A 24,898-nucleotide genomic window follows, 5' to 3' on the forward strand; every position below is an offset into this window, starting at 1 on the left:
CAGGGCGAGCTCTCGCCCGAGGCCGCGCCGCCACGCCGCAGTCTGCAGGGCCAGCCTGCGGCGATGCAGGACCTGGCGCAGCTGCTGGACCAGGCGCAGCAGCTGACCGGCCGCAGCCCGCGCATGCTGTTTATCGAGCGGCCCGGCGATGCCTCGGTGACCGTGCGCGTCTTCCACCAGCCGCCCAGCGACACGCAGACCATCCTCCACCAGGCCGCTCAGGTGAGTTTTGATGGGGTGAGCGGTGCGGTGCTGCAGCTGCGCAACCCCGACCCACACGCACCTACCCACAGCGGCCAGATCCACCCGGTGCTCGAAGCGCTGCATGTGGCCAGCTTTGGTGGTTGGACCCTGCGCTGGATGTACTTTGTCTTCGGGCTGATGGGCACGGCAATGATGGCCACCGGCACCATGCTCTTTATGGTCAAGCGGCGCAAAAAAAGCGCGCAGGAGTTTGGTGGCGCTACCGCTGGCTTTTACCGGCTTGTCGAGTGCCTGAACGTGGCCGCCCTGGCCGGTATGGCACTGGCCTGCATGGGCTACTTCTGGCTCAACCGCCTGCTGCCCGCCGCCCTGCCGGGGCGCGAGCTGTGGGAGATACGCGGCTTTTTGCTGCTCTGGGCCGCCAGCGGGCTGCATGCCGCCTGCCGGCCCCCGGCGCGGGCCTGGGTAGAGCAGCTGGTGCTGGCAGCGGCCCTGTGCATGCTGCTGCCGCTGCTGAACCTGGCCAGCACCGGCCTTTGTGCCTGGCATTACGCCCAGAGGGGCGACTGGCAAAGCGCCAGCGTAGAGCTGGTTGCCCTCGCGTTTGGCCTGCTGCTGATGGGCATGGCCTGGACAGTAAAGCGGCGCTGGCACAGCCCAGGCCCGCCGGCAACGCTGGCCCCACTGCCAAAACCGGCCAAGCCGGCAATGCGGCAGGCCACCCAGCCAGCCTACCGCCTGCAAGTGAGCAGCCGGGTGTTGGCCGCCTGCCTGGGCGGCTATGGCCTGGCCAGCCTGGCCGCAGCAGCCCTTGCGCGCATGCTGCCCAGGTTCAGCGGGCTATCCAGCGCCGAAGCGGTGCTGAGCGCCAGCCTGCTGAGCTTTGTGCTCTATACCGCCCTTGCCATCTGGGTGTTCAGCACCCGCAGCGCCAGCCAGGCCTGGCTGGGCCTGGCCATGCTGGCCATGGCCTGCGCCGCCTTGGTTCTTGCTTAGAGTCGCTGCAAAATCCTCGCCTGGTGGGATGGACCCGAGCCGCCCGCGCCGCACCAGAGCCAGCGGCTGGCCCGGCACTGCGGCGCTCATGCCAAGGTCTTGCACCAAAGCCTTGATCACAAAGTAGCTATGGTATTTCCAACTGGTTTATCCATATTCCATAGCCACTGAATCCATCCTCAGGAATTGCCGAAGCATTAGCCGTAAATTCCGAATTGTGCTTCTGCCACCCATCCGGTTCAATGGGGCCATCTGGAGGTCCCCCATGCATGATTCAATGTTCTTTTATGGCTTGCTGACAGCCACCTTTCTTTTTGCCGGCATGGTGAAGGGGGTGACAGGGATGGGGCTGCCGACGGTAGCGATGGGGCTGCTGGGCACGGTGATGCCGCCGGCCATGGCGGCAACGCTGTTGGTGGTGCCGTCCTTTGTCACCAATGTTTGGCAACTGTTCTCTGGCGGCGCGGTGGCAGCGCTGGTGCGGCGCCTGTGGCCCATGCTGGCGGCCATGGTGATCGGGACGGTGGGCGGGTCCGCGCTCCTGGTGCGCGTTGACCCCCGCTGGTCCGGCTTCGCCCTGGGATCGGCCTTGATCGTCTATGCGGTCTATGCCTGGTTGGCGCCCGCGCTCTCCATCCCGCGTGCGCTGGAGGCATGGCTTTCACCGCTGGTGGGGCTGGTTACCGGCATGGTCACGGGTGCCACCGGCGTCTTTGTCATGCCAGCCGTTCCCTACCTTGGCGCTCTTGGCTTGCACAAGGACGAGCTGGTGCAGGCGCTGGGGCTGTCCTTCAGCATCTCGACCCTGGCCCTTGCCGCAGGCTTGCTGGCCAACGACGCATTTCGCCTGAACCAGCTGGGCCTGTCGTCACTCAGCGTCATCCCTGCGTTGCTGGGCATGTGGCTGGGCACTCGGGTCCGGGCGCGTATCAGTCCCCAGCGCTTTCGGCAGTGCTTTCTGCTATTGCTGCTTGCCCTGGGGCTCGAACTTGCCTCTCGGCCGTTCTTTTAAGAACCTGCTCAAAAGGCCGCGCCATCTAAGCCCCATGGGCAGTCAGCCAGATGCGGGGCGGGTTGTGACTCAGTGCCAACCACCGAATGCGCGCCGCCCCAGGCCTAGATGCCCGCACACCTTCGGCATGCCCATGCAGACCGTTGACGGCGCCACGGCCCGCACCCGCCGCCGCACAGCGGCCCATCGCTTGCATCGCAAAAATTCGTCGCTATAATCCGCGACCTATGGTCATCATCTCGTACGCCTTCGCTGTGCTGTACCGCCTCGCTTCCTAAGCGCGGCACGATTTCCTATTCCCATTTGAAACGATGCCGCCGCACGGGCGGCATTTGTTTTTTCAACGGGCCTTCCTGCGGCATTTTTCCCAGAAAGGACCCCGTCTTGTCTTCTCCCTGCGCTTTTTTCACCGCCCTGGCGTCGCTGTCTGACAGCGCCGGCCTGCGCCTGCACGCGCCGCATTTGCCTACGCACAGGGCCTTGCGATGACGCACGCCGCCATCGCCCTTGCGCTGTGGACCGCATCGCTGCTGATTGCCGCATGGCAAGGCCGCGCCGGCCGTATTGACCGCCGCGATTACCGGGCGCTGCTCACCGTCGCGGGCCTCGCTGGCCTCACCTCCGCCGCGCTGGCGCTGATCGCGCTCGTCCCCGCGAGCGCCGCGCCCTGATGCCCGCCGCTGCACCCCTCCTCACCCATCCCATGTCCATGCTGCTACAGCAAGTCCTTCCATGACAACCGATACCCACCTACCTGCCAGCGGCCTGCGCTTTGCCGCCTCTCTCGCACTGATTGCCGTGCTCGGCCCCTCGGCCACCGACATGTACCTGGCCTCGATGCCCGAGATCGCCAGCGAACTGGCCGTGCCCTATGCCCAGGTGCAGCTGACCCTGACGGTGTTCCTGCTGGCCATGGGCCTGGGCCAGTTGCTGTTTGGCCCCATCGTCGATGCCTTTGGCCGCCGCCGTCCGTTGCTGGCAGGGCTGCTGGCCTTTGCGCTGGCCTCGTTCTGGGCCAGCCAGGCGTCCTCCATCGGCATCTTGCTCACCAGCCGCTTTGTGCAAGGGCTGGCCGGCGCGCTCACCCTGGTGGTGGTGATGAGCTCGGTGCGCGATGTGGCCAAGGGCGCACGTGCCGCCCAGCTCTTTGCCTTGCTGATGACCATCGAGGGCCTGGCCCCGGTGCTGGCGCCTGCCGTGGGCGGCTATGTCGATGTGCACCATGGTTGGCGCGGCGTCATGGTGGTGCTCGGCGCGATGGGCCTGTTGGTCCTCTTGAACACCGCGATGGCCCTACCCGAAACCCTGCCGCGCGCGGCCCGGCTGCCGCTGCGGCTGCGCTCCGTCGCCAGCACCTACCTGCGCATTGCCAGCGACCGGCAGTTTCTGCTGCCCGCGCTCGCGCTGTCCAGCGCCTTCTTTGTGCTGTTCATCTACATCGCCGGCGCCTCCCTGGTCTACCAGCAGCGCTTTGGCCTGAGCCCCGACCGCTTTGGCCTGGTCTTTGGCGCCACCGGCGTGGCGGTGCTGATGGGCGCAGTCACCAGCGGCAAGCTGGTGCAGCGCGCAGGCGTTGCCAGGCTGGCTGTCGTCGGCGCGCTGCTGATGGTGGCTGGCTCCGCCCTGGCCCTGGCCGCCGCTGCCGCGCAGCTGGGCCTGCCCGGTATCGTGCTGGGGATGTTCCTTGCGATGTGGGGCCTGGGCATGGCCGAGGCCACCTTGATGTCGATGGCGATGGGCTCGCAGCACAGCGCGCTGGGCTCCACCGCTGCGCTGCTGGGCGCGTTCCAGCTCAGCATCTCCTCGGCCGCCACGCCGCTGGCCGGCAAGGTGGTGGTGCTGGGCACCGTTCCGTGGCTGGCCTTCATGCTGCTGGCCTCAGTGGTGCTGCTGCTGCTCACCCGGCTCAGTGCCAGGCAGGCGCCTGCCACGCTCCATGCGCTGGCGGGGCATTAGCGCGCCAGGGGCAATAACAGCCGCATTTACCGTAAATGCGTGATGGCAGATCTCCCTCTTTGCGTCAAAATGTAGCGATGGCTATTGCGCAACTCCCCGTACTGCTGGTTGATGACGACCCCGACATGCTCGCCCGGCTGGGCGCCGTGCTGGGCTCGGTAGGCGTCGCAGCCGATCAGCTGTGCGAGGCCGGTTCGCTGGCCGAGTGCCAGCAATTGGTGACCGCGCCCGAAGGCGGCCTGCAGCCCATGGTGATGGCGCTGATCGACCTGGGCCTGCCCGATGGCAATGGCATTGACCTGATTGACTGGCTGCGCGCGCGCAACCCGGTGCTGCCGATTCTGGTGGTGTCGGCCTGGAGCACCGAGGAGATGATCCTGGGCGCGCTGCGCGCCGGCGCCAATGGCTATGTGCTCAAGGAGCGCGACGACCTGGAGATTGCGCTGTCGGTGCGCAATGTGCTCAAGGGCGGCGCGCCCATCGACCCCTTCATTGCCCGGCGCATTCTGGACCTGGTGGGGCGCCCGGCCGGGCGCCCTCCCACCCCGTCGCAGCCGCCCGACCCGGCGCTGCGCGAAGCGCTCACCGAGCGCGAGCGCGAGATCCTCGACCATGTCGCCGCCGGCATGAGCAACCGCGAAATCGCCGAATGCCTGCACCTATCCCGATGGACCATCGACACCCATATCCGGCATATCTACGACAAATTGGCCGTGAGCTCGCGCACGCAGGCCTTGCGGCGTGCACGCGAGCATGGCTTGCTGCGCTGATCTGTCTGGCAGCGCTATGCCAGGTACCGCCCGCGCAGGCCCAAGGCCAGCCCTGGCCGGGCACGGCCGAGGCCGCGCGCTCGGACTGGAATGCCCAGCAGCCACCCGACAACGGCTGGGTGCCGGTGAAGGTGCCCAACGACTGGAACCAGCAGTGGCCGGGCTATAGCGGCGTCGTCTGGTACCGGCTGCACTGGGACATCAGCGGCGAGCCACAGACCCAGGGCCTCTACATCCACTACCTGATGCAAGCCGGGGTCATCTCGGTCAACGGCGTGGAGCTGCAGCGCGACCCGTATTTGACCGAGCCGATGACACGTGCCTGGAACACGCCGCGCTACCTGGTACTGCCCGCACCGCTGCTGCACAGCGGCAGCAACGAGCTGCTGATCCGCGTGAGCGGCTACTACGCCTACCAACCTGCGCTGGGCCCGGTCGAGATCGGCGCACCCGAGTTGCTACGCGCGGCGCAGCAGGACAGCTACCTGGTGCGGCACAACCTCAACTGGCTGCACCTGGGCGTGGGCGCAACCCTGGGCTGCTTCTTCCTGGTGCTGTGGCTGATGCGCCGCCAAGAGGCCGCCTACGGCTGGTATGCCGCACGCCAGGCCGCCTGGGTGGGCTTTACCGTCAACTTTGTCAGCGTGACGCCCTGGCCGTTCCACCACATCAACACCTATGCGGCTGTGGTCTCGATCGCCTATGTGCTCTACCACGGCTGCAATGCCATGTTTGTGCTGCGCTTCATGGGCCGCCGCTGGCCCAGGCGCGAGGCCGCCATGTGGCTGGTTATTGCCGCGCTGGCGGCCATCACCTTGCTGGTGCCCGATGCGCAGCTCAGAGAGATGCGCAACGTCATGGCCTGGGCCTCATCGGCCCTGCTGTTCACCACCGCTGGAGTGTTTGTCGGCCTGGCCTGGCGCAACGGCAACCAGGCCCAGCGCCTGCTGTCGCTCACGGCGCTGGCCAGCGCGCTGGCGATGGCGCATGACCTGCTGGTCTTCACCCGCATCGTGGACGACAACTTCTACCTGGCCACCTACACCGAGCCACTCGCCACCGTCGGCATTGCGCTGACCTTGGCCTGGACCTTTGTGCAGAACACCCGGCGCGTGGAGAGCTTCAATGACGAGATGCAGCACCATGTGGCCGAGGCCCGCGCCGAGCTGACCGAATCGCTGGCCGGCCGCCATGAGCTGGAGCTGCTGCAGGCCCGCCTGGGCGAGCGCGTCAATATCGCCCACGACCTGCACGACGGCCTGGGCGGCATGCTGATCGGCAATATCACCACCTTGGAGCGCACACGCGGCGCGCTGCCACCCGACCAGGTGCTGGGCATGCTGCGCGGCATGCGCGATGACCTGCGGCTGATCATCGACCTGGCCTCTGCCCAGCACTATGGCGAGCTGTCGCTGGGCGAGCTGCTCGCCCCCATGCGCTACCGCATGAGCCAGCTGTTCGAAGTGCATGACATGGAGGTGCACTGGCAGCTGAGCCATATCGACCAGCTGCACCTGCCCACCAGTGCCAGCCTGGATGTGCTGCGGATTCTGCAAGAAGCCCTGACCAATGCCTTCAAACACAGCCACGCCCAACGCGTGGACGTGGTGCTGGCCCGCGAGGCCGGCCAGCTGCTGCTGCAGGTGCAGGACAACGGGGTGGGCCTGCCTGCGGCCAAAGCAGCCAACACCCCCACGCACGGCACCGGCCTGCGCAGCATGCAGGCCCGGGCCCAGCGGCTGGGTGCGCAGTTGTCAGTGGGATCGCAAGGGGGGCTGACGACGGTGGTGCTGCGGGTGCCGCTGCCGGCTGTGGTGGAAGTGCGGGACATACCTGAGGTCTGACACCCCCGCGTAGTCAGCTATTTGAGGTACGACTGGATTAGACTAAGAAAATCATTCAACCAATTAGAAGAGTCGCTCGCTACTAATGTCCCGCGCATCAAAAACGTTCTTAATCTCTATCCAAGATGCGACCACGCTCCTTGCGCATTTCGACTCACTCCATAAGCAAAATGCGGAGTCAGCAGAGGTTCTCAAACGAGCAGGGCTCGTGATGGCACTTACCGCATGGGAGACCTATGTGGAAGATCGCGTCATAGAGGCAGTTGCCGCCAGATTAAAAGCGGTGAACGGTAGTCCTATCGGGGATTTCGTGAACAACAAGCTCACGGAGGAATTGAAGCGCTTTCACAACCCCAATTCAGAGAAGACCAAAAAGCTATTTCTTGATTACTTGCAGGTCGATGTGACCGCAGGGTGGGCATGGCTTCACTACGACACTGCGTCAGCAAAAAAGTCACTTGATCAACTCATCAGCCGCCGTGGAGATGTGGTTCATCGCTCGAAACCAGTAACTGTCGGGGCACCTGCACCTCACATGGTCAAGCGGGATGACTTGGAGAAAGCCATTCGCTTTTTAACTGGCCTTGTAACTGCCACGGAACATGCTCTTGAAGCAGAGTGACGGTGAAGGCTTCATAAAGGCAAACGGCTGACTTGGCCAAGCCAGCCGTTCGCCTAGGACCTGTCTCCCTGCCCTCCTACACCCCCTCCACCTCTGCTTATTCACCACATCTCGGCGCCCGGCCCCCGCAATGCAGGCTGGCCCGGCGCCCCACCACTCAATCGGCCTTGCGCGCCACCACTCTGCGCCCGACCAGGCCCATCCCGCCCACCAGCGCAGCCAGCAAGGCCAGCGCCCAGCCCGACAGCGCAGGGACCGCAATGGGGTTGGCGCCGCCGTTGCCGGGGGGCGCGGTGACCACCACCTGCGACGGGGTCAAGGTCACAGCGACGGCGTTGTTGCTATCGCCGCTGTAGGTCACGGTGATAGCGCGCTCGCCCTGCGCCAACGCGGAGGTGGTGCAGCTGGCGGTGGCGGTATCGCCCACGGTGACAAGGGCCACAGGGCCGCCGCAGAGCACGCTGGGGCCATCGCTGAAGGTGACGGTGCCGCCAGGGGCGCTGCCGATCACCGTGGCGGTCAAGGTCACTGCCTGGCCCTGCTGCACTTGCTGCGGGCTGGCCTCCAGGCTGACCTGCGCGGCGGCCTGGCCGACGGCGAAGCTGGCGCTGCTGGTTTGCAGCAGCGCAGGTTCGGCCAGGCTGGGGTTGAGCGCCAGGCTGGCGACGAGGCTCTGGCTACCGGCTTGGGCAAACTCCAGATCGTCAAATACGGCAGTGCCAGTGGCAGTTGCCAGGTCTACCGATACCGGCGTGGTGGCCAACACCAGCTTGGCCAGGCGGCCCGTGCCTGGGCCTTGGGCCAGCTGCACGCTGCCCAACGAGGCGAGTGTGCCAAGGGCTGGGTAGCTGGTACTGTTAAAGGCCTGGCCGTTTTCTTCCAATGTGACTTGCGGCGCTGGCAGCATGGGCGTGTTCAGCGCCACCGCTGATGGCTGCACGCTGAACTGCATCGCGTAATGGCTTTGCACGGCACCGGCATCCACGCAGGATGCGGGCACCAGGCCATCGGCCCCATAGGGGCGTGCGGCGCCGCGCTGGTCCAGCGGTGGCACCGTCACCTCCGCCGCGCTGGCCACGCCCGCACAAATGCTGCGCGAACCGGGCAGCGCCAGCAGGGTTGGGGTGTTGCCGCCGTAGTGGCCCAGCGGTGCCAGGCCAGGGTCGATGGTCGTAGGCGTGTCCCGGGTAAAGACATTGCCACCGCCATCAACGAAGGTCAGCCCTGTGCTGCGGATATCAGCCGCTGGCCCAGCGCCGCCGCTGTTGCCGGCCACGATGCTGTTCACCAGGGTCAGGCTGGGGGTGTTGCCACCGTCGGCTGCGCCACTGATACCACCGGCAACGCCGCTGCTATTGCCTGCCAGCGTGCTGTTCAGCAGCACCAAACGGCTCTGGCCCTGGCTTAACAGGGTGCCACCTTGGCCGGCCGCGTTCGGGCTGGCATTGGCGCTGAAGGTGCTGTTCTCAATCTGCGCCACACTGCCCAGGTTGGCAAGCGCACTGCCACCCAAGTCGCCTTGGTTGGACACCCAGGTGCTGCCGCGCAAGGTCGCGGTGTTGCCCGCCGCCACCAACAGGCCACCGCCCAACTGCGCAGCACTGTTGCTGTCGAAGGTGGTGCCGTCGATCTCCAACGCACCCGTTCCATGCGAGTACACGGCGCCGCCCGAGCCCGCCTGGGCCAGCGTGTCATTGTTACCGCTATAGCCACCGGCTGCGGCCACATTCTGCGCCAGCACCAGGTTTTGCAGCTGCACCAAGCCGGATGAATGGTTGAGCACCGCGCTGCCGCCGTTGGAGCGGCCTTGCGCCAAGCGCAGGCCCGCCAGGCGCACCGGTTGCGCGGCGGCCTCGATCTGCAGCACACGGCTGGCACCATTGCCGCTGACCGTCAGCACATCGGCGCCCGGGCCCTCGATGGCCATGCTTTTAGCCAGGCTGATCTGGCCATGGGCCAAGCTGATGGTCTGCGGTGCAGCGGGGTTGAACACGCTGGCATCAAACTGGATGACGGGCGCGCCGCCCAGCATATTGGCCTGCAGCACCGCATCGCGCAAGGTGCAGGTGTTGGCATTGCCCTGGGCGCAGGCTTGTGGGTTGCTGCCATCGCTGTCGCCAGCGTTGTTGACCACATAGCTGGCCGCAAAGAAGCGCAACACGCTGGCGGGCGTGATGGGGCTCATGCAATTGGCGTTGGGCACGGCCATATAGCAGCCTTGGGTAAACACCTGTACCGCTGCATCGCTGCCGCCCGCGCCAGCCGGCGCCACAAAGCTGAGCGACGTGGCCGTCACATTGAAAGGCTGGATATAGGTAAAGCCTGCAAATTGCACTTGGGCCGTGGCATCAAAGTGGCTGCCGTTCACCGTCACCACCGTGCCGCCTGCGGCATCGGCCACGGAGGGCGCCAGACTGGTGACGAGGGGCGGCAGCAAAAGTACCTGCGTGCTGGCCGAGCCTTGTACCACGGGGTTGGACAGCGCATCTGCCACTGTGATCTGCTGGCTGCCCATGGCGGCCAAGGTGGCGCTGAAACTGCCCGCACCGCCGGAGAGTGCGGCGCCTGCGGGCAACTGTGCCCCAGCATCACTGCTGCTGAAATGCACGGCGCCGCTGTAGCTGGGCATCGCATGGCCATCGGTATCGAGCGCGTTGACGCTGAAGTTAAACGCCTGGCCCGCAGCCACTTGCGCTGGCAGGCTGATACCAAATCCGCCCAGCTGCTGGGCCGCGACGGTAAAGGCCGCGCTGCTGACCGAGGCTGCGCCCAGGTGCGCATTGAGGCTGACGCCCGCAACCGGCACGCCACCGGGCAATGTGAAGCTGACCGTGCAAGCAGCCTGGCCGCTGGCATTGCTCGGCGCGCAGCTGGCGCTGGAGGTCAGGCCCGCATGTGTGCTGGCAAGCAAGGCCGGGGTAACCCCCAGCAGAGGCTGTCCGCTGCTTTGCACATCCACCGTCACCGGCAACGCCGCGCCCGGCGCCACCTGGCTGGGGAAAGGCGAAGGGCTGGCGAGCGTCAGGGTATAGGCCTGGCCTTGCACAGCACCTGCATCAATCACCGCACCCTGGGTGGCCGGGCGCGGTGCGCCGATCTGGTCGCGAACCTGCTCGCCTGCTGCGTAGCGGCCCAGGCCCAGCGCCGGTGAGCCCGCCAGGGGCGGCATCGTTGGCATGGTGCCGCCATAGGCGCCCAAAGCGGCAAGCCCGATCGCAGGCAGGCCTGTGTCAGCTGCACTGGCGGTATGGACGGCACTGTTCTGGTTCACCAAGCTGCTGCCGCCCACCACATTCGGAAAGCTTGGCGCCGTGTTGCCGCGAATGATGGAGTTGACCACCAACGGCGCGCTGCTGCCCTCCCTGTAAAAGCCTCCACCCCAACTGGTCGCTTGGTTTGCGCTGATGGTGGAGTTGTGGATGGCAATGCTGCCACCTGAGCTACTGTTGATGCCGCCACCTTGGCGGGCCACATTGTTGGCAATGGTGCTGTTGTGGATCAGCAGCGCCGTGGCAGTCGGATCATTCTGGATGCCGCCGCCGTAGCCAAACGACGCGTTGCTGGCCGTGTTGTTGGCCACCGTGCTGTTAAGCAAGCTGAGGCTGCCGCGGTTGAGGATACCGCCACCATTGCTCGTGCTGGTGTTGGTGTTGCTATCGATCCAGCAGCTGTCGACCGTGAGCTTGGCAGCGCTGTTGATGCCTTGGCGCGCGCCACTGATGCGCAGCCCAGCGAGACGAACCTCCAAGGTACTTCCGGTACCGCTCGCGCCTTGGCCGGCATTCATCACAAACATGGTCTGCGAGCTGCTGCCCCTCAAGGTCAGCAGATGCGCACCCGGGCCCGCAATGTCCACGCTGTAACGCGGGGCCAATTGGCTCACCGCAATCGTCTGCGGAGACGAAAACAGGCCCGCCTCAAACTCGATGCGCCCCGCAACGCTGCTGTCTGCATCGGCATTGAGCGCCAAAATGGCATTGCCGAGGGTGCAAGTGCCGCTATTGCCTGCATCACAGCCGGACGCATTGGTGGTGGAACTGCTCACCGCATTGACCACATAGGTTTTGGCCTGGGCCGCCAGTGGCAGTGCAACTACCAATGCCAAACTGCCCAGCAAAACCAACTGCCGCAAACGGCTCCCGGCTGCCTTTGCCTGCACAGTGCGTTCCAGCAGCGTTGCCAGCCCAACTCTCCCGCCTTGCGCCCGCCGGTTGGCGTTACCAGCGTTGCCAAATCTAACCATAGTTACCCCCAGTCTTGTCTTGAGCGCAGACTAAAGGGGCAAGCCGGTTTTGCCATCCCGTAAATTAGTGATTCGGCTGCGGGTGGCGGGCTTTCAGGGCCTGCCCAGGGGAGATGTGGAGGTATCTCGAGGCCCATGCCCGGCACTGGGGCGCTGGTTCAGCGCTCGGGTCAAAGCCAGTGCAGTCCGCTTGCTTATCAGCGTCCAGCCGCCAAGCTTGCCAGACCTACTCGGCGTCACCGACGGCGTGGTTTGGCCCAAGCGGAAGAATACAGAACAGGTGCCTGGCATCCTGCCCTCCGCTTCTGCGCATGCAAGGACAAATAGCGGTTGGCCTCCGCCCGATGGCGCTTGCCGAGGGCCCCATGCGAGCCGGTACCTTGGTGCAGCCTGCTCAACATGCCTCGCACAAGTCCTTGGCTCAAGGTTGACCCGTCCCCTGCTGAAGCTGCCGGCTCAACGCCTCTATCTCGGCATCGATCCAGGACAAGCGCGCATGGTCGCTGGTGCCCGGCGCCGGCCTGCGGGCCAGCAACTCCGCCCCTTCTTCCCTCAAGGCTGCCAATCTTTCAGCCAAATCCTGCAGGTTGCTAGAACGTTCTGACATTTGGTTTTCTTCAATTTTCTTTGAAAAATTAACTCTACCTATTTATTTGATGAAATCTATCCGGCGTTACAAAAACTACATAACGAAGCGATTTCCGCTTACAGGGCGCCCTTGCCAGCCGGTTGAACTTTTCCGCCAAGCACGGTCCCGGCTGCCCCGGATTTGCCAAGACCACAGCCATGCGGCATTTACATGGCATCTGCGCAGCAGCCCCGTCTGAGGCGCTGATGCGCCAAAACAGGATGCCCGCGCAAGCCCCTCGCTGACAGCGGGCTGCCGGGGTCGCCACTACGCTTTTGCGACGAGATCAGCGCATTTCTCAAAACCACAAGAGCAGCACCACATGGTCAAACCCCAAAAGCCTTTGGCTTATGTCACCGATGCCTCGCCCGGCTGGCAGCGCATCCAGCGCGGCGACGGGTTTGTTTACCAAAACCAGCGTGGGCAGACCATCCGCAACCCCCGCCAGCTCGAACGTATTCGCCTCTTGGTCATTCCTCCCGCCTACACCGATGTGTGGATCTGCCCCGATCCGCAGGGCCACCTGCAGGCGACGGGCCGCGATGCCCGGGGGCGCAAGCAGTACCGCTACCACCCGCTGTGGCAGGAGCAGCGCAAGCAGACCAAGTTCGAGCGCATGGCGGCCTTTGCGGCCAAGCTGGGTCTGATTCGAAGGCGCATTCAGCGCGACCTGAAAGCGGGCGATACCACGCAGACCTCGGTGGCGGCAGCGGTGGTCCGCCTCCTGGACACCACCGCGCTGCGCATTGGCAATGACAGCTATGCGCGCGAGAACGGCTCCTTTGGGCTGACGACCCTGCGCAACCGCCATGTGACGATGCGCGCATCGCGCATCCGTCTGGCGTTCAAAGGCAAGAGTGGCGTGGAGCAGCAGGTGGAGCTGGAGGACCCGCGCGTCGCGCGCATCGTGCGGCGCTGCCAGGACCTGCCGGGCCAGCGGCTGTTCCAGTATGTGGATGACGCGGGCGAGCGCAGGCAACTGCGCTCTGAGCATGTGAATGCCTATCTGCACGAGATCGCCGGAGAGGACTTCAGCGCCAAGGACTTTCGCACCTGGCATGCCAGCGTACTGGCCTTGTCGCTGGCGCTGCAGTCGCGCAGCAGCGATGCGCCGCTGACGGCACCCGATATCGTCCGCCAGGTCGCCCAGCACCTGGGCAATACCGTGGCGGTCTGCCGCAAGTACTATATCCACCCGCTGGTGATGGAAGTCTGCGAAGGCCCCGAGGGCGGCGCGCGCTGCGATGCCTATGCGGGCCAGCTGCGCGGCAGCGCGGGATTGCGCGAGGCCGAGCGTACGCTGATGGCGTTTTTGGCGACTGGCAAGCGGCGGCGCAAACCATAAACGCCATGGGACCGGATCAAAGCAACAGCGCCTCCCAGCACCCTGCGGCGAACGGAAGGCGTACGAAACCCAGAAATCAATGGCGCTGGTCCTTGATTTTGCGGCGGCGCAGCATCCAGGCGCCTCCTCCTGCGACCCCGGTCGATGCCAGGGCCAGGCCGATACCTTCCAGTGCCGGCACCGGGGTAGCAGCAGCTTGGGGGGCGACGGCATCCACCACCGTGATTGTTACGCTTGCCTCCTTGGTGGGGCCAGCATAGATGGAATCGGACACAAAGCTGGCTTTGGCCAAGCTGGAGATCACCTGGCCGGTCGTCACCGCATTGGACAACGTGCCGGTCACGGTGAAAACGGCTTGACCATTGGCAGGAAATACACCTGCATTGATGGCCTGGATGCTACCGCTGCCACTGGCACTGGGGCAAGCCGCGCCGGTACAGGTCCAGCTTGGATTGGTGATTTCAGCTGGCACGACATCTTCAAAGTTCACCGTACCACTGGGGAGATCGAATGCAGAGCGGTTGAAATAGGTGAGCGTGTAAGACACGCTGGAATTGGGTGCCGCGCTGGTAGGAGTCATTAACGTCTTGCTGACGTCCAGATCCGCCAGGATGGCCAGTACTGCATTGCGCACTTCGTGGGTGTTGTTTATATCGCCAGTTGAAGAAGCAAATCCCACCCGAACATCGGAAGGCGGCGCATAGGGAAAGGGTACCGCATCGTGCAGAACCGTCGACACGCCTTCCCGGATCAAGGTGACCGTCACGTTATACCCAACGCCTTCGGGTTCCAGCTTGACCTGAACCGTTATAGGCTGCGGACGCAAGCTGGTACGCGTATCAACGCCAGGTCCATACTGGCTAGTGGCAATCAGGGGGTATTGCGCATCCTCCGGGCCACGGATAACCACGCTTTGCGAGGTGGGTCCACTCCCATTGGCACCATTACTACAGGCACTACTGATGGCATCCGATGGCCCCGAGAAATTGCCATATTCATCCAACCCAATGCCGAGATAAGCACCAGCGCCAGCGCAATAGCCCAAGGAACCGCCAGAAAGCGCACCACTCATATCTTGGCTGGCGTCGTAGAAAAAGGCCACCAGACCATCCGCCCCCCCGCCACCCCAGGAAACATACTCAAACTCAAAGTACAGAGGCGTATTGGCAACGATAGATTGCGGTGCCCCGGTCCACAGCGCCCGTCCCACCTGGCCATTGGCCAGTCCGTTCAAACGCAGCCAGCCTTGTCCATCGGCATCAGTGCCTGGCGCAGTAAGACTGGTATCGGCAGCCAAACTCCAGCCAGGCGCTGTAGTACCGGTAAATGACTCACGGATATCGGCATGGGCCAACGGTGCTGCCATTGACACCGACACCAGCGTACACGCGGCCATTTTTTGGATGGGAAATTTCATCATTCAGTAACCCTCAAATACAGAATAAACCACCCTATTCATCGAAAAAAATACCATCAAATAGAGCAGAAATGGATATCAAAGACCAGCACCTCAGCGCGGGATCTCAAATATTGCCAAAGCATTCTGCGATAAATCTCATTCCACCAAGACCCGGGTTTACCTCATCACATATTTACGTGATTGACAAAGGCACAAAGCAGGCAGCATACCCCACAAATCCAGAAAATATGCTACACAGAAGGGATTACAAAAGTATATTCATTATCATCACCTTATTACAATTTAATTTCAGCCAGGACGACAGCAATACCCGATTCAGATTTACCCATGGCAGTAACACTGAAGATCTCAGTGCCGAGGCATGGGCCATGGCCGCGCCGAGCGGGCATCGGGCATCACCTCTGCCGTCCATCGCCACCAAACGACACACCGGCCCCTGGCCCAAGCAGGCCTTGTCACCTGCTTTCTGCCGGGCCCAAGCATCCATTCGTACACTACGGCCTCCCATCTATAAGCGTCTGGCCCAGCCAGCTGTCAATGCATAACAAACTTGGTTTTACTATCGCGGGCCTGGCTATGGCCGCCGCATTTCCGCTGGCGGCAGCCACCAAAACATCGTCCAACGCCGTCGCGGCACGGGATTTGTGGGTAGAGCCGCCCACTCTCAAATCGATTGGCGTTGAATGGCGCATCGACGGAGACAACAACCGCAATGCCAAGGTCGAAGTGCAATACCGCGCCAAGGGCCAAAGCGACTGGCGCCCTGCGCTGCCACTGGTGCGCTCGCAGGGCGAGCGCGTGGGCAACCTGGTACCGCCGCGTGCCAACTTCCACCCCGATCCCAACCGCTACACCAACCCCAATATGTTTGCGGGCAGCATTTTTGATCTGGAACCGGACACGGGCTACCAGGTTCGCCTGCGCCTGACGGACCCGGATGGCGTACGTGGCACTGCCACCCGCACGGTGGAGGTACGCACCCGCCCCGAGCCCGTGCCCGCAGCCGGCGGCAAGGTCTACCATGTCTACCCCATCGATTGGACCGGCCCCAAGGAGGAGCCGGCGTTTACCGGCCTGATGGATGCCTACTACGAGGGATCGGCCAGCTCCGACTTTCAGGGCACCTACCCGGCCCGCGTCAAGCCCGGTGATGTGCTAATGGTGCATGCCGGCGTGTACGAATCGGACCGCGTAAACTACCTGAACGGCCTGCCCAAACCCGGCTACAAGGCGCTGAGCACCTTGTTTGACGGTACCTACTACCTGACGGCCAGCGGCACGGCCGAGCGCCCCATCGTCATCAAGGCGGCGGGCGATGGGGAGGTCATCTTTGACGGCGCAGGCGCCCAGACGTTCTTCAACCTGATGGCCGCCAACTACAACTACTTTGAGGGCATCACCTTCCGCAATGCCAACTTGGTGTTTCTGCTGGGCTTGAAGAACATCGCCGGCGCCAGCGGCTTCACCCTCAAGCATTCGCGGCTGGAGAACATCGGCCGGGGCGTGCAGGATGACTGGTCAGGCTCCAAGAATTTCTACATTGCCGACAACGTCTTCATCGGCCGCCATGACCAGCAAAAGATGATGGGCTGGCGTGGTGCGGAGTGGGAAAAGCTGCCTGGCTTCCCTGAAAAGCTCGGCGGCCCCGACGGCTCCGAATACGCGATCAAGCTCTATGGTCAGGGCCATGTGGTGGCGCACAACTATGTGGCCCATTGGCACGATGGCATCGACGTCGCCACCTACGGCGACCCCGACGCCGACGAGAACGGACTGGAAAAGCGCGACCGCGTGCCCGTGTCCATCGACTTCTACGGCAACGACATCTACAACATGGGTGACAACTGCATCGAAGCCGATGGAGGCGCGCACAACATCCGCGTGTTCGACAACCGCTGCTTCAACAGCATCAGCGGCGCTTTGAGCGCCACGCCCTTGCTGGGCGGCCCGGTCTACTTTTTCCGCAACCTGGTCTACAACACCACGACCGAAGGCGTGATGAAGGTAGGCACCGCCGCCAATGTGCTGGTACTGCAGAACACCTTTGTCGGCGAAGTGCGCATGGACGCACCCAACCAGACCGTCATCAACAACCTGGTGCTAGGCGTCAACCGCAAGGCACCGCTGATGCGCATCAACAGCTACAGCAACTACTCGGTGGCGGAGCACAATGCCTACCGCTTCAACCCCGAAGCGCCGCATGCCTATGAGTGGGACACGCCCGCACTGGACATCGGCATGGATTGGACAAAGCCGACCGAGAAGCGCAAGTTCAAATCCTTGGCCGAAGTGCAGGCCGCTGTGGGCCAGGAGCGCGGCAGCATCCAGGTGGACTACCAGGACCTGGTCCGTGCTTCGTCGCCCGTGCGCGAGGATGTGCAGCGCCTCTACAAGCCTGAGGACTATGACTTCAGCCCGGCCCCCGGCTCGGCGCTGATCGATGCCGGCAAGCTGCTGCCCACCATCAACGATGGCTACCTGGGCAAGGCTCCCGATATTGGTGCCTTTGAGGCCGGCGCAGCACCCAAGCAGTACGGCCCGCGCGGTATGCAGACGGGCAAGCAGTAAGGCTTGAGGTGGCGAGGGAGAGCGTGCGTCTAAGTGCTTTCCCCCGCCCCTGGCCTGACTCGGCTTTGGATGGAGTCGTTACACTCATTAACATCCAAAAATGGAGGAGACCGTGTTCAGGCCCGTCATCTATCTGCTGATCGCATTAGCCGCGTGGACGGTCTACAGCCGCTATGAGCAGCAGCAGGCCGCATCGCTGCGGGATTCCGAGCCTGTTCTCTCCGAGCCCGAGCCACCCGAGGCAACAGCGAACAGTGCGCCCAACCCACTGTTCAAATGCGATGGCCGCACCCACTGCTCGCAGATGACATCGTGCAAAGAGGCCAAGTTTTTTCTGAAGAACTGCCCCGACACCAAGATGGACGGCGACAACGACGGCATCCCCTGCGAACGGCAGCTCTGCAACGTCAACAAAAGACCATAAACCAAGAGCCTGCGCTGCAGGCTCTTTTTTCCATCGCCGATGGCTTAGGGACCCTTTACATCACTCCCTGCTGTAGTCTGAACGCGGGTCTCGGGCGATCCGCGTCCATCCCGCTTGGCGAGCGTTTTGCAGAACATCCCTAGAACTTGCCGTTCAAGGTCAGCATTGCATTGCGTGGCAGCGCCTGCATATTGCCGTTGTAGACCGAGCTGACGGTCTGGTAGTAGGTCTTGTCAAAGACATTGTTCAGGTTCAGGCTCAATGTCCATGTCGGGTCAAAGCGGTACTGCAGCATCAGGTCCCAGGTCGCATAGCCGCCCTGCGTGAACTTGTAGGGCTGGCTCTCGCCGCTGCTGTTGGTGACAGCGCCGCTCACATACTGCGTGCTCTGGATGCGGCCACTGCCGCCCACGCGCCAGTTCGACAAAGCACCCGGCAAGGTATAGACGGTGGACAGCTTGAACAAATGCTTGGGCGTGATGCTGCTAAAGACCGTGCCTTCGGTCTTGTCCCGCGTCTGGTTGAAGGTGTACCCCGCCGCCAGCTGCCAGCCGCTGGAGACCTCGCCACCCACTTCCACATCAAATCCCCGGCTAGTGACCTTGCCCTGCGGCAGGTAGCAGCAGCTCGCGCCCCAGAGGCTGTAGTTCTCCGCATAGCGCTCATCCAGCACTGCAGTGCCCGTGCGCTCCACGTTGAAGACGCTGAAGGTCGCGTTCATGCGCCCATCCATCAGCTCGCCTTTCAGCCCCGCCTCATAGCTCTTGCCCTTGATGGGGTTCAGCGGGGTGCCCGGCTGCGGGCCCGCCAGGTTGAGTGCCTGGGGTTTGAAGATCGACGAGTAGCTGACATAGGCCGACCAATGCGGGTTCAGGTCATAGATCACACCGCCATAGGGCGTGAGCTTGGCGCTTTGCTTGAACGATTTGGCGGACCAGGGGCTGGTGTTGCCAGCGGTGTCGATGATGTCGGACATGGTCTGCGTAAACTCATAACGCGCCAGGCGGGCGCCAGCAATCACATGCAGCTTGTTGGTCGGGTGCAGCCGCACAACGCCATAGGCGCCCAGCTGCTCCTGGCCCCAGGGGCCGTAGCGCTCGCTGAGGTTCAGGTTGAACTGGTCAAACGCCGGGTTCCAGGGCTGGATGTCGAACACATTGCCGCCCACCGTGCCGCTGTCGGCAAAGCTCATGTTCTGCCAGTGGCTGCGCACCCGCTGCCAATCGGCCCCGATCAGCAGCTCATGGCTGCGGCCCAGCAGCGAGAAGGGGCCGCTCAGGTTCAGATCCACCATGTCCTGGGTGTTGGACGAGTCCAGCACACCGCCGCGCCACACCGGCCCGGCCAGGGTTTGCGGGTCCACTGCGCCAGACAGCGTGCTCCAGCGGCGCTGCTGCTCGGTGCGCGCATGGGTGGCGTTGAGCTTGAACTTCCAGTGGTTGTCAAAACGGTGCTCCAGCTGGGCAAACACCTCCTCGTTCTGGTAGTGGAAGTAGGCCCAGGGGTTGGAGAAGGCCGTGCTGCGCGGCAGGCCCAGACTGCGGCCATCAGCAAAGCGTGGCAGGCCGGCATAGTCGCCCTTCTGCCGCACCTTGCCGTAGGAGCCGCCCACGGTCAGCAAGGTGTCGGCCGTCAGGTCGGCCTCCAGCACGCCATAGAGCGAGGGCTTTTCCTGGCTAATGTAGTCAAAGTAGGAGTCGCCCTTTTGGTAGCTCAGCACCGTGCGGCCCCGGATGCGGCCATCCTGCGTCAGGGAGCCGGTGGCATCCACCTCGGTGCGCTGGTTGCCCCAGCTGCCCAGCGATTGCGACACTTCCACCTGCCGCTGCGCCAACGGCTTTTTGCGTACCAGGTTGATGATGCCGCCCGGATCGCCCACCCCGCCCAGCAGGCCGGATGCTCCGCGCATCACCTCGACCCGGTCGTAGGAGCCCATGTCCTGCTGGGGCTGGTAGGTGTAGGCGCCCAAGGCCATCGGCGCGCCGCCATCGATCTGCATGCTGGTGATCTGAAATCCGCGCGAGAAGTAGCGGCCGGAGTTGTCGGCAACGATGACGCCAGGCGTCAAGGTCAGGGCCTGCTCCACATCCACCACCCGCTTGTCATCCATCAGCTGCCGCGTCACCACCGACACCGACTGCGGAATCTCGCGAAAGGACTGGTCGGTCTTGGAGGCAATGCTGGTCACCTGGTTGGTGTAGGAGCCCGTGCCTTCGGTCGTGCCATTGGCCGAGCGCCGCGCCGTCACGCGGATCTCGGCCAACGAGCGCTCGGGCGCCAGCGCCGCAGCCGCAGCGGCCGGCGCGGGCGTGGTGCTGGCCGGCTTTTTGACCACCAGGTAACTGCCGCTGGCCTGCTGCACCGCCTGCAGCCCCGTGCCTGCGACCAAGGCAGCCAGGCCCTCTGGCACCGTATGCCTGCCCTGCAGGCCGGGGCTGCGCAGGCCCTCGGTGGTATCGGGGGTAAAGGACAGCAGCACGCCGCTCTCCTTGGCAAAGCGCGTCAAGGCCATATCCAACGGGCCGGCCGGGATGGCGTAGGCCTGGGCGCTCTGCCCCGCTACAGGGGCCTGTTCTTGGGCCTGGGCATGTGCGGCAGGCGGCAAGATAGCGGACAGCGCCAGCGCCAATGCGCTAGGGATGCTCCGCAAAACCCTCGCCAAGCGGGATGGGCGCGGATCGGGATGAGACGCAAGGCGTCTTTTGCAGTCTATAGCCGTAGCTATTGACAAGGAAGACAACGCAGCGGATCGCCCGAGTCCGCGTTCAGACCACGGCAGGGAGTTTTGCAGAGGGTCCCTAGGGGCAAGAACGGTGGTGCGGCCGCCAAAGCGGCGCGCGGATGTGCGGTGATGGGCCATGGATGCAATACTTTCTGTTCGCCACAAAGGCGACGGCGGTCAAGAGGAATCTCGGATCAACCTTGTGATCTCCTCTTCTTGAAACGCTGCTCGGCCAAACAGCTCAGCCCATCCCCATTATTTTTTGGGTGCTGCCCGCACCAAGCGGTACGATGCCGCGCGCCAGCCCCACAGGCGGCTGCCTGTCTGCACCTGCAAGGACAGCAGGCCGGCGACGTTGTCCAGCACCTTGGCAATATCTGCCAGCGGGTAGGCGCTCGACAGGCGCAGGGCCGCCACGTCGTCATCGCAGGACAGCGGGTGCACGCTGTAGCGCCCCAGCTCCTGCAGAAAATCATCCAGCCGCATATCCCGCGCGACCAGCACCCCGTCGACCCAGGCAGCATCGCTGTCCTCGCGGGCCGGCCGGGGCTCGCCGATGTGCTGGCTATCAAAGCTGCTCTTCTGGCCGGCCTGCAGCACCAGGCTGCGCTGGCCGTCCACCGGCGCCAGGCGCACCGCGCCCTCGTAAACGCCCACCCGGGTCGGCCCGTCCGCATCCAACCGTACGGAAAACCGGGTGCCCAGCGCGGTCGCCAGCCCGTGCGGCGTCTCCACCAGCAAGGGCCGGCCGCCGCCCGCCTTGCCGCTCTGCACCAGAATCTCGCCGGCAATCAGACGCAGCCTGCGCTCGCTGCTGCCAAAACGGATATCGAGCATGGTGGACGCATTCATCACCACCCGCGTGCCATCATCCAGATCGATCGTGCGCCGCTCGCCCACGCCGGTGCGCTGGCCCGCCAGCACCTCGCGCCAGCTGGTCTGCCGGTAGCCTGTCCAGGCCGCACCGCCGGCAACGACCAGCACCACCAGCGACTTGACCATCTGCCTGCGCCGCGCCGAGCGCTGCGGCGACAAGGCGGCTTTGGCAAAGTCCAAGGTATCGGGCCCCGCCATCGCACCCAGCCGGCCGTTGACAGCCTCGATGCGCTGCCAGGCCTGTTCATGCACCGGGTCTGCCGCGCGCCATTGCTGCCATTGGTTTTTCAGATCGGGGGTGGCATCTAGCGACTGTAATTCCACCATCCATTCCACCGCCTGCTGGGCAACCGCCCGGGGAATCGCCGCCTCAGCCATGGACGGCGAAATAGCACTGCATGCCCGCTTGCACGATGTAGCGCTTCACGGTCGAGAGCGACACGCCCAGTGCAGCGGCAATCTCCAGCTGGGGCATTCCCTCCAACTGCGCCATCAAAAACGCCTGGCGCACGGGGGCTGGCAGTTGGTCCAGCATGCGGTCGATCTCATCGAGCGCCTCCAGCAAGAGCGCCCGCTCCTCGGGCGACATCGCCATCACAGCGGGCGCCTGCGCCAATGCCTCCAGGTAGGCCTGCTCCAGGCGCTGGCGGCGGTAGTGGTTCAGCAGCGCATGCTTGGCAGCGGTGGTCAGAAAAGCGCGCGGCTCCTGCGCCGCCACCGGCTCATCGCGCAACAGCAGGCGCAGAAAAATATCATGCGCCAGGTCGGCCGCATGGTGCGCATCGCCGAGTTTGCGGCGCAGCCAGGTGCGCAGCCACGTGTGGTGGTCGCGGTAGAGCGCGCTGACTTCCTGTCGCACGCCGTGGTGCGCACTGGCATCTTGGGACATAAAAAGGGGAGCCCCGCGCAGGTGCTCCCTCGTGTATTGCAAATGATTCGTATTCTATTTGAAATTCCCAAACACAAGTAGCGACCAGGCTTGGGATGTTGGTTCCTGTCTGCGCCGATCAGCCCAACGCCGAGGTCAGCGGGCGGTTGAACACCACATCCTTCATGACCAAGGTCGAGGTCATGCGCTGCATCCCAGGCAAGGCGGTCAGCTTCTCGTCGTAGAGCTTCTGAAAAGCGGGCAAGTCTTTGACGACGATCTGCAGCAGATAGTCTGGGTCGCCAAAGAGCCGCTGAGCCTGGATCACGTTGTCCAGTTCGGCGACCGCTTTTTCAAAGTCGCGCACGACCTTGCTGCTGTTGAGCGTGACGAAGACGATGGCGGCAAAGTCCAAACCCAGTGCTGCCGGTGCCAGATCGGCACGGTAGCCACGAATGGCACCCGCCTCCTCCAAGGTGCGCACACGCCGATGGCAGGAGGACAAACTCAGCCCCACCTGCGCAGCCAGGTCGGTGAGGCTCAAGCGCCCGTCACGCTCCAGCGCTGCAAGAATTTTCCGGTCCAGTGCATTCATTCTTAAATAGCTTCCAGTTTTCTCTCAGTTATCGGAATTTAAGGGAAGCACATTCTGCTACATGTTGCCTATCCTTCTTTCCTTTGTTTGCAGAGAGAAGTACTGTGCCTTTGACCGCTGTAGCCGCCTTCTGGGCAGTGTCGTTTGCGTTGGTGATCACCCCGGGGGCCGATTGGGCCTATGTCATTTCTGCAGGCTTGCGGGGGCGCCGGCTGGCTTGCGCTGCGGTCGTCGGTCTAGCCTGCGGCGCCTTGTTGGCCACTGCGGCCGTAGCCGCAGGCGTTGGCGCGCTGGTTGCCCGCCACCCCGTGGTCTTGACAGTACTTACGGTGGCCGGTTCCGCCTATCTGCTCTGGATGGGCGTGGCCATGTTGCGCAGCCCTGCGGCCGCCGTCAGTGCCAGGTCCGAGCTGGTGGGCGGCGGATGGAAATGGGCGTGCAAGGGCGCAGGTATCAGCGGCTTCAATCCCAAGCTGATTCTTTTGCTGTTGGCGTTGTTGCCGCAGTTTGTACATGCCGAAAGTGCCTGGCCCGTCGCGCTGCAGATCATGGTGCTGGGCGCCGTGCATGCGCTGAGCTGCTGCGGTGTGTATCTCGCGGTTGGTTTTACAGCGCAGCGCGTGCTGGGCACGCGCCCAGGCGCGGCACTGGTGGTATCCCGTGTGTCAGGGGCGCTGATGGTTGGCATCGCGTTGCTGCTGCTGGCTGAGCGGGCGATGCATTGATGGGGGCGGTGGCTGCCGATGGGCTGCAATGGCACTTCGGTTTGCAGCTCTGCCTGGTCTAAAGCTGGCATTCAACATTAAAACCGGGAGTTAACAACAGCCTCCCCATTCCCTCAAATTCACCCGTTTAGGTGCTTTTTTTCATTGACGGGAAGTCCCTGCAGTGCAACAAAGCCACCAACATCCAATCCGCTATTTGATATCGAATTGGTTCACTTGCGTGGTTTCTTTTGCAATAGTGCTGGTGTATTGAGTGGCTTCAGCTGCGTTAGTACCGACATACCCGTATGTAGTGATAATGGAGTTCTCTTTGAGGGAGAGTCCTCGGTAAGGACCTGTAGCAGCCACCCATGAAGTGGCCTGTGTATCAAGGGTGAGCCTGCCGCTGTCTGCGTCCTTGGCCTGTGTCTTGGTATCAAAACGGCAGGCCGAAAATTGACCCAGCGAGGTGGTGACCGTTTCCAGGCCTACAAAGGTTCTTGTGTAGGCAACGTTGGAAACTCCACGTGTATAAACACCCTTTAAATATCCTTCATTCGTCTGCACAAAGTTCTGCATGGTGACCTGGCCAGGCTGCATAGCCATCACGGATGCGCGTGCTGGCACCAAGCTTTGTTTGCTCGAAAAAACTAGGTTATCTAAATTGCCGAAACCGTAATAGAGCAGCACACCGTTTCCAATGGCATAACGAGAGTGGCCAAACGAATCTTCATTGGAGTCCACAAGAATAATATTGGCACCGTCTTGTTTTTCTTCGCCTACGACCCGGTGAAAGAGAGAGTGTACATAAGTCGATGCACTGGAAGATTCAGCGGCTTGTGTGGTTTGTGATTGCATAAAAGCGATTTCGGTCCCCAGGCGGTAAAAACCGGCGTTGAAGCAGGCGGCCGAATCCACAGGCTCAGCGATGTCATCATCGCCACCACCTCCGCAAGCCGAGAGGATGGTTGCCAAGGCAAAGACGACTATGTGGTGTGAAGTTCTTTGGTACATGAAGTGTGCCCCGTTGATGTATCTGGAACTATCTTAAGTGTCCCGTGCGAGTTCGGGCATAACTCCACGTGCATCAAATGACATTTG

Annotated in this window: 20 protein-coding genes; 12 read left to right on the top strand and 8 right to left on the bottom strand. The window is 63.2% G+C overall.

All coding sequences use genetic code 11. The features are described from left to right. The 7 genes from H928_RS0100220 to H928_RS0100250 all read left to right on the top strand — a co-directional run. A partial coding sequence (locus H928_RS0100220) for a PepSY-associated TM helix domain-containing protein (protein ID WP_021024667.1) occupies window positions 1-1,200 on the top strand: 1,200 nt, incomplete at its 5' end. A gap of 265 nt (window positions 1,201-1,465) precedes the next feature. Continuing rightward, complete coding sequence (locus H928_RS0100225; RefSeq protein WP_021024668.1) at window positions 1,466-2,212, top strand: sulfite exporter TauE/SafE family protein; 747 nt, start codon at window positions 1,466-1,468, stop codon at window positions 2,210-2,212. Window positions 2,213-2,697: 485 nt separating this feature from the next. Then, a complete protein-coding gene (locus H928_RS0100230; protein WP_021024669.1) occupies window positions 2,698-2,883 on the top strand; it encodes a hypothetical protein in 186 nt (61 codons plus the stop codon). Between the two features lie 61 nt (window positions 2,884-2,944). After that, the gene (locus H928_RS0100235; protein ID WP_021024670.1) at window positions 2,945-4,168 is read left to right on the top strand and encodes a multidrug effflux MFS transporter; all 1,224 of its coding nucleotides are present in this window, start codon (window positions 2,945-2,947) and stop codon (window positions 4,166-4,168) included. Between the two features lie 77 nt (window positions 4,169-4,245). After that, window positions 4,246-4,938: a response regulator transcription factor gene (locus tag H928_RS0100240; protein WP_021024671.1), complete on the top strand. Its 693-nt coding sequence runs from the start codon at window positions 4,246-4,248 to the stop codon at window positions 4,936-4,938. Between the two features lie 125 nt (window positions 4,939-5,063). Continuing rightward, window positions 5,064-6,782, top strand: a complete 1,719-nt coding sequence (locus H928_RS25535) for an ATP-binding protein (RefSeq protein ID WP_239644860.1) — start codon at window positions 5,064-5,066, stop codon at window positions 6,780-6,782. Window positions 6,783-6,867: 85 nt separating this feature from the next. Next, a complete protein-coding gene (locus tag H928_RS0100250) occupies window positions 6,868-7,404 on the top strand; it encodes a HEPN domain-containing protein (RefSeq protein ID WP_021024673.1) in 537 nt (178 codons plus the stop codon). Window positions 7,405-7,561: 157 nt separating this feature from the next. Here H928_RS0100250 and H928_RS0100255 read toward each other — a convergent pair whose 3' ends face one another. Both H928_RS0100255 and H928_RS31960 read right to left on the bottom strand, forming a co-directional pair. Next, window positions 7,562-11,509 (bottom strand): IPTL-CTERM sorting domain-containing protein, encoded by a 3,948-nt coding sequence (locus H928_RS0100255; protein WP_158400415.1) that lies wholly within the window; start codon window positions 11,507-11,509, stop codon window positions 7,562-7,564. A 559-nt stretch (window positions 11,510-12,068) separates the two neighbouring features. Next, on the bottom strand, window positions 12,069-12,254 hold the full coding sequence (locus tag H928_RS31960; protein ID WP_021024675.1) for a hypothetical protein: 186 nt from the start codon (window positions 12,252-12,254) through the stop codon (window positions 12,069-12,071). Between the two features lie 343 nt (window positions 12,255-12,597). Here H928_RS31960 and H928_RS25540 point away from each other — a divergent pair, with 343 nt between their 5' ends. Next, window positions 12,598-13,620: a DNA topoisomerase IB gene (locus H928_RS25540; RefSeq protein ID WP_021024676.1), complete on the top strand. Its 1,023-nt coding sequence runs from the start codon at window positions 12,598-12,600 to the stop codon at window positions 13,618-13,620. A 76-nt stretch (window positions 13,621-13,696) separates the two neighbouring features. On the opposite strand, the gene H928_RS31220 is transcribed toward H928_RS25540, so the two are convergent. Beyond that, window positions 13,697-15,040: a hypothetical protein gene (locus H928_RS31220; protein ID WP_148292975.1), complete on the bottom strand. Its 1,344-nt coding sequence runs from the start codon at window positions 15,038-15,040 to the stop codon at window positions 13,697-13,699. Between the two features lie 68 nt (window positions 15,041-15,108). Here H928_RS31220 and H928_RS31225 point away from each other — a divergent pair, with 68 nt between their 5' ends. The 3 genes from H928_RS31225 (at window position 15,109) to H928_RS25545 (ending at window position 18,032) form a co-directional block, all read left to right on the top strand. After that, window positions 15,109-15,585 (top strand): hypothetical protein, encoded by a 477-nt coding sequence (locus H928_RS31225; RefSeq protein ID WP_148292976.1) that lies wholly within the window; start codon window positions 15,109-15,111, stop codon window positions 15,583-15,585. Window positions 15,586-15,616: 31 nt separating this feature from the next. Next, complete coding sequence (locus H928_RS0100275) at window positions 15,617-17,608, top strand: hypothetical protein (RefSeq protein ID WP_021024678.1); 1,992 nt, start codon at window positions 15,617-15,619, stop codon at window positions 17,606-17,608. 100 nt (window positions 17,609-17,708) lie between these two features. Beyond that, window positions 17,709-18,032 (top strand): excalibur calcium-binding domain-containing protein, encoded by a 324-nt coding sequence (locus tag H928_RS25545; RefSeq protein WP_021024679.1) that lies wholly within the window; start codon window positions 17,709-17,711, stop codon window positions 18,030-18,032. Between the two features lie 139 nt (window positions 18,033-18,171). On the opposite strand, the gene H928_RS0100285 is transcribed toward H928_RS25545, so the two are convergent. The 4 genes from H928_RS0100285 to H928_RS0100300 all read right to left on the bottom strand — a co-directional run bounded on the left by H928_RS0100285 (window position 18,172) and on the right by H928_RS0100300 (window position 23,093). Further along, window positions 18,172-20,682, bottom strand: coding sequence for a TonB-dependent receptor (locus H928_RS0100285; protein WP_027010354.1), 2,511 nt, complete (start codon window positions 20,680-20,682; stop codon window positions 18,172-18,174). Between the two features lie 327 nt (window positions 20,683-21,009). Continuing rightward, complete coding sequence (locus H928_RS0100290) at window positions 21,010-22,008, bottom strand: FecR domain-containing protein (protein ID WP_021024681.1); 999 nt, start codon at window positions 22,006-22,008, stop codon at window positions 21,010-21,012. Next, window positions 22,001-22,519 carry a sigma-70 family RNA polymerase sigma factor gene (locus H928_RS0100295; protein ID WP_021024682.1) on the bottom strand — a complete coding sequence of 173 codons (519 nt, stop codon included), beginning with the start codon at window positions 22,517-22,519 and terminating at the stop codon, window positions 22,001-22,003. Before H928_RS0100295 ends, H928_RS0100290 begins: the two co-directional genes overlap by 8 nt. Window positions 22,520-22,637: 118 nt before the next feature. Beyond that, window positions 22,638-23,093 carry an Lrp/AsnC family transcriptional regulator gene (locus H928_RS0100300; RefSeq protein WP_021024683.1) on the bottom strand — a complete coding sequence of 152 codons (456 nt, stop codon included), beginning with the start codon at window positions 23,091-23,093 and terminating at the stop codon, window positions 22,638-22,640. Between H928_RS0100300 and H928_RS0100305 the strand changes: the two genes are divergently transcribed. Next, a complete protein-coding gene (locus H928_RS0100305; protein WP_239644861.1) occupies window positions 23,084-23,818 on the top strand; it encodes a LysE family translocator in 735 nt (244 codons plus the stop codon). The two genes, H928_RS0100300 and H928_RS0100305, sit on opposite strands and share 10 nt — an antisense overlap. A gap of 192 nt (window positions 23,819-24,010) precedes the next feature. Here the strand turns inward: H928_RS0100305 and H928_RS31230 are convergent, their stop codons facing one another. Beyond that, window positions 24,011-24,772: a hypothetical protein gene (locus tag H928_RS31230; protein WP_148292977.1), complete on the bottom strand. Its 762-nt coding sequence runs from the start codon at window positions 24,770-24,772 to the stop codon at window positions 24,011-24,013. Window positions 24,773-24,898: the final 126 nt, after the last annotated feature.

The organism is Comamonas sp. B-9, from assembly GCF_000410635.1.
Taxonomy (GTDB): Bacteria; Pseudomonadota; Gammaproteobacteria; order Burkholderiales; family Burkholderiaceae_C; genus Comamonas.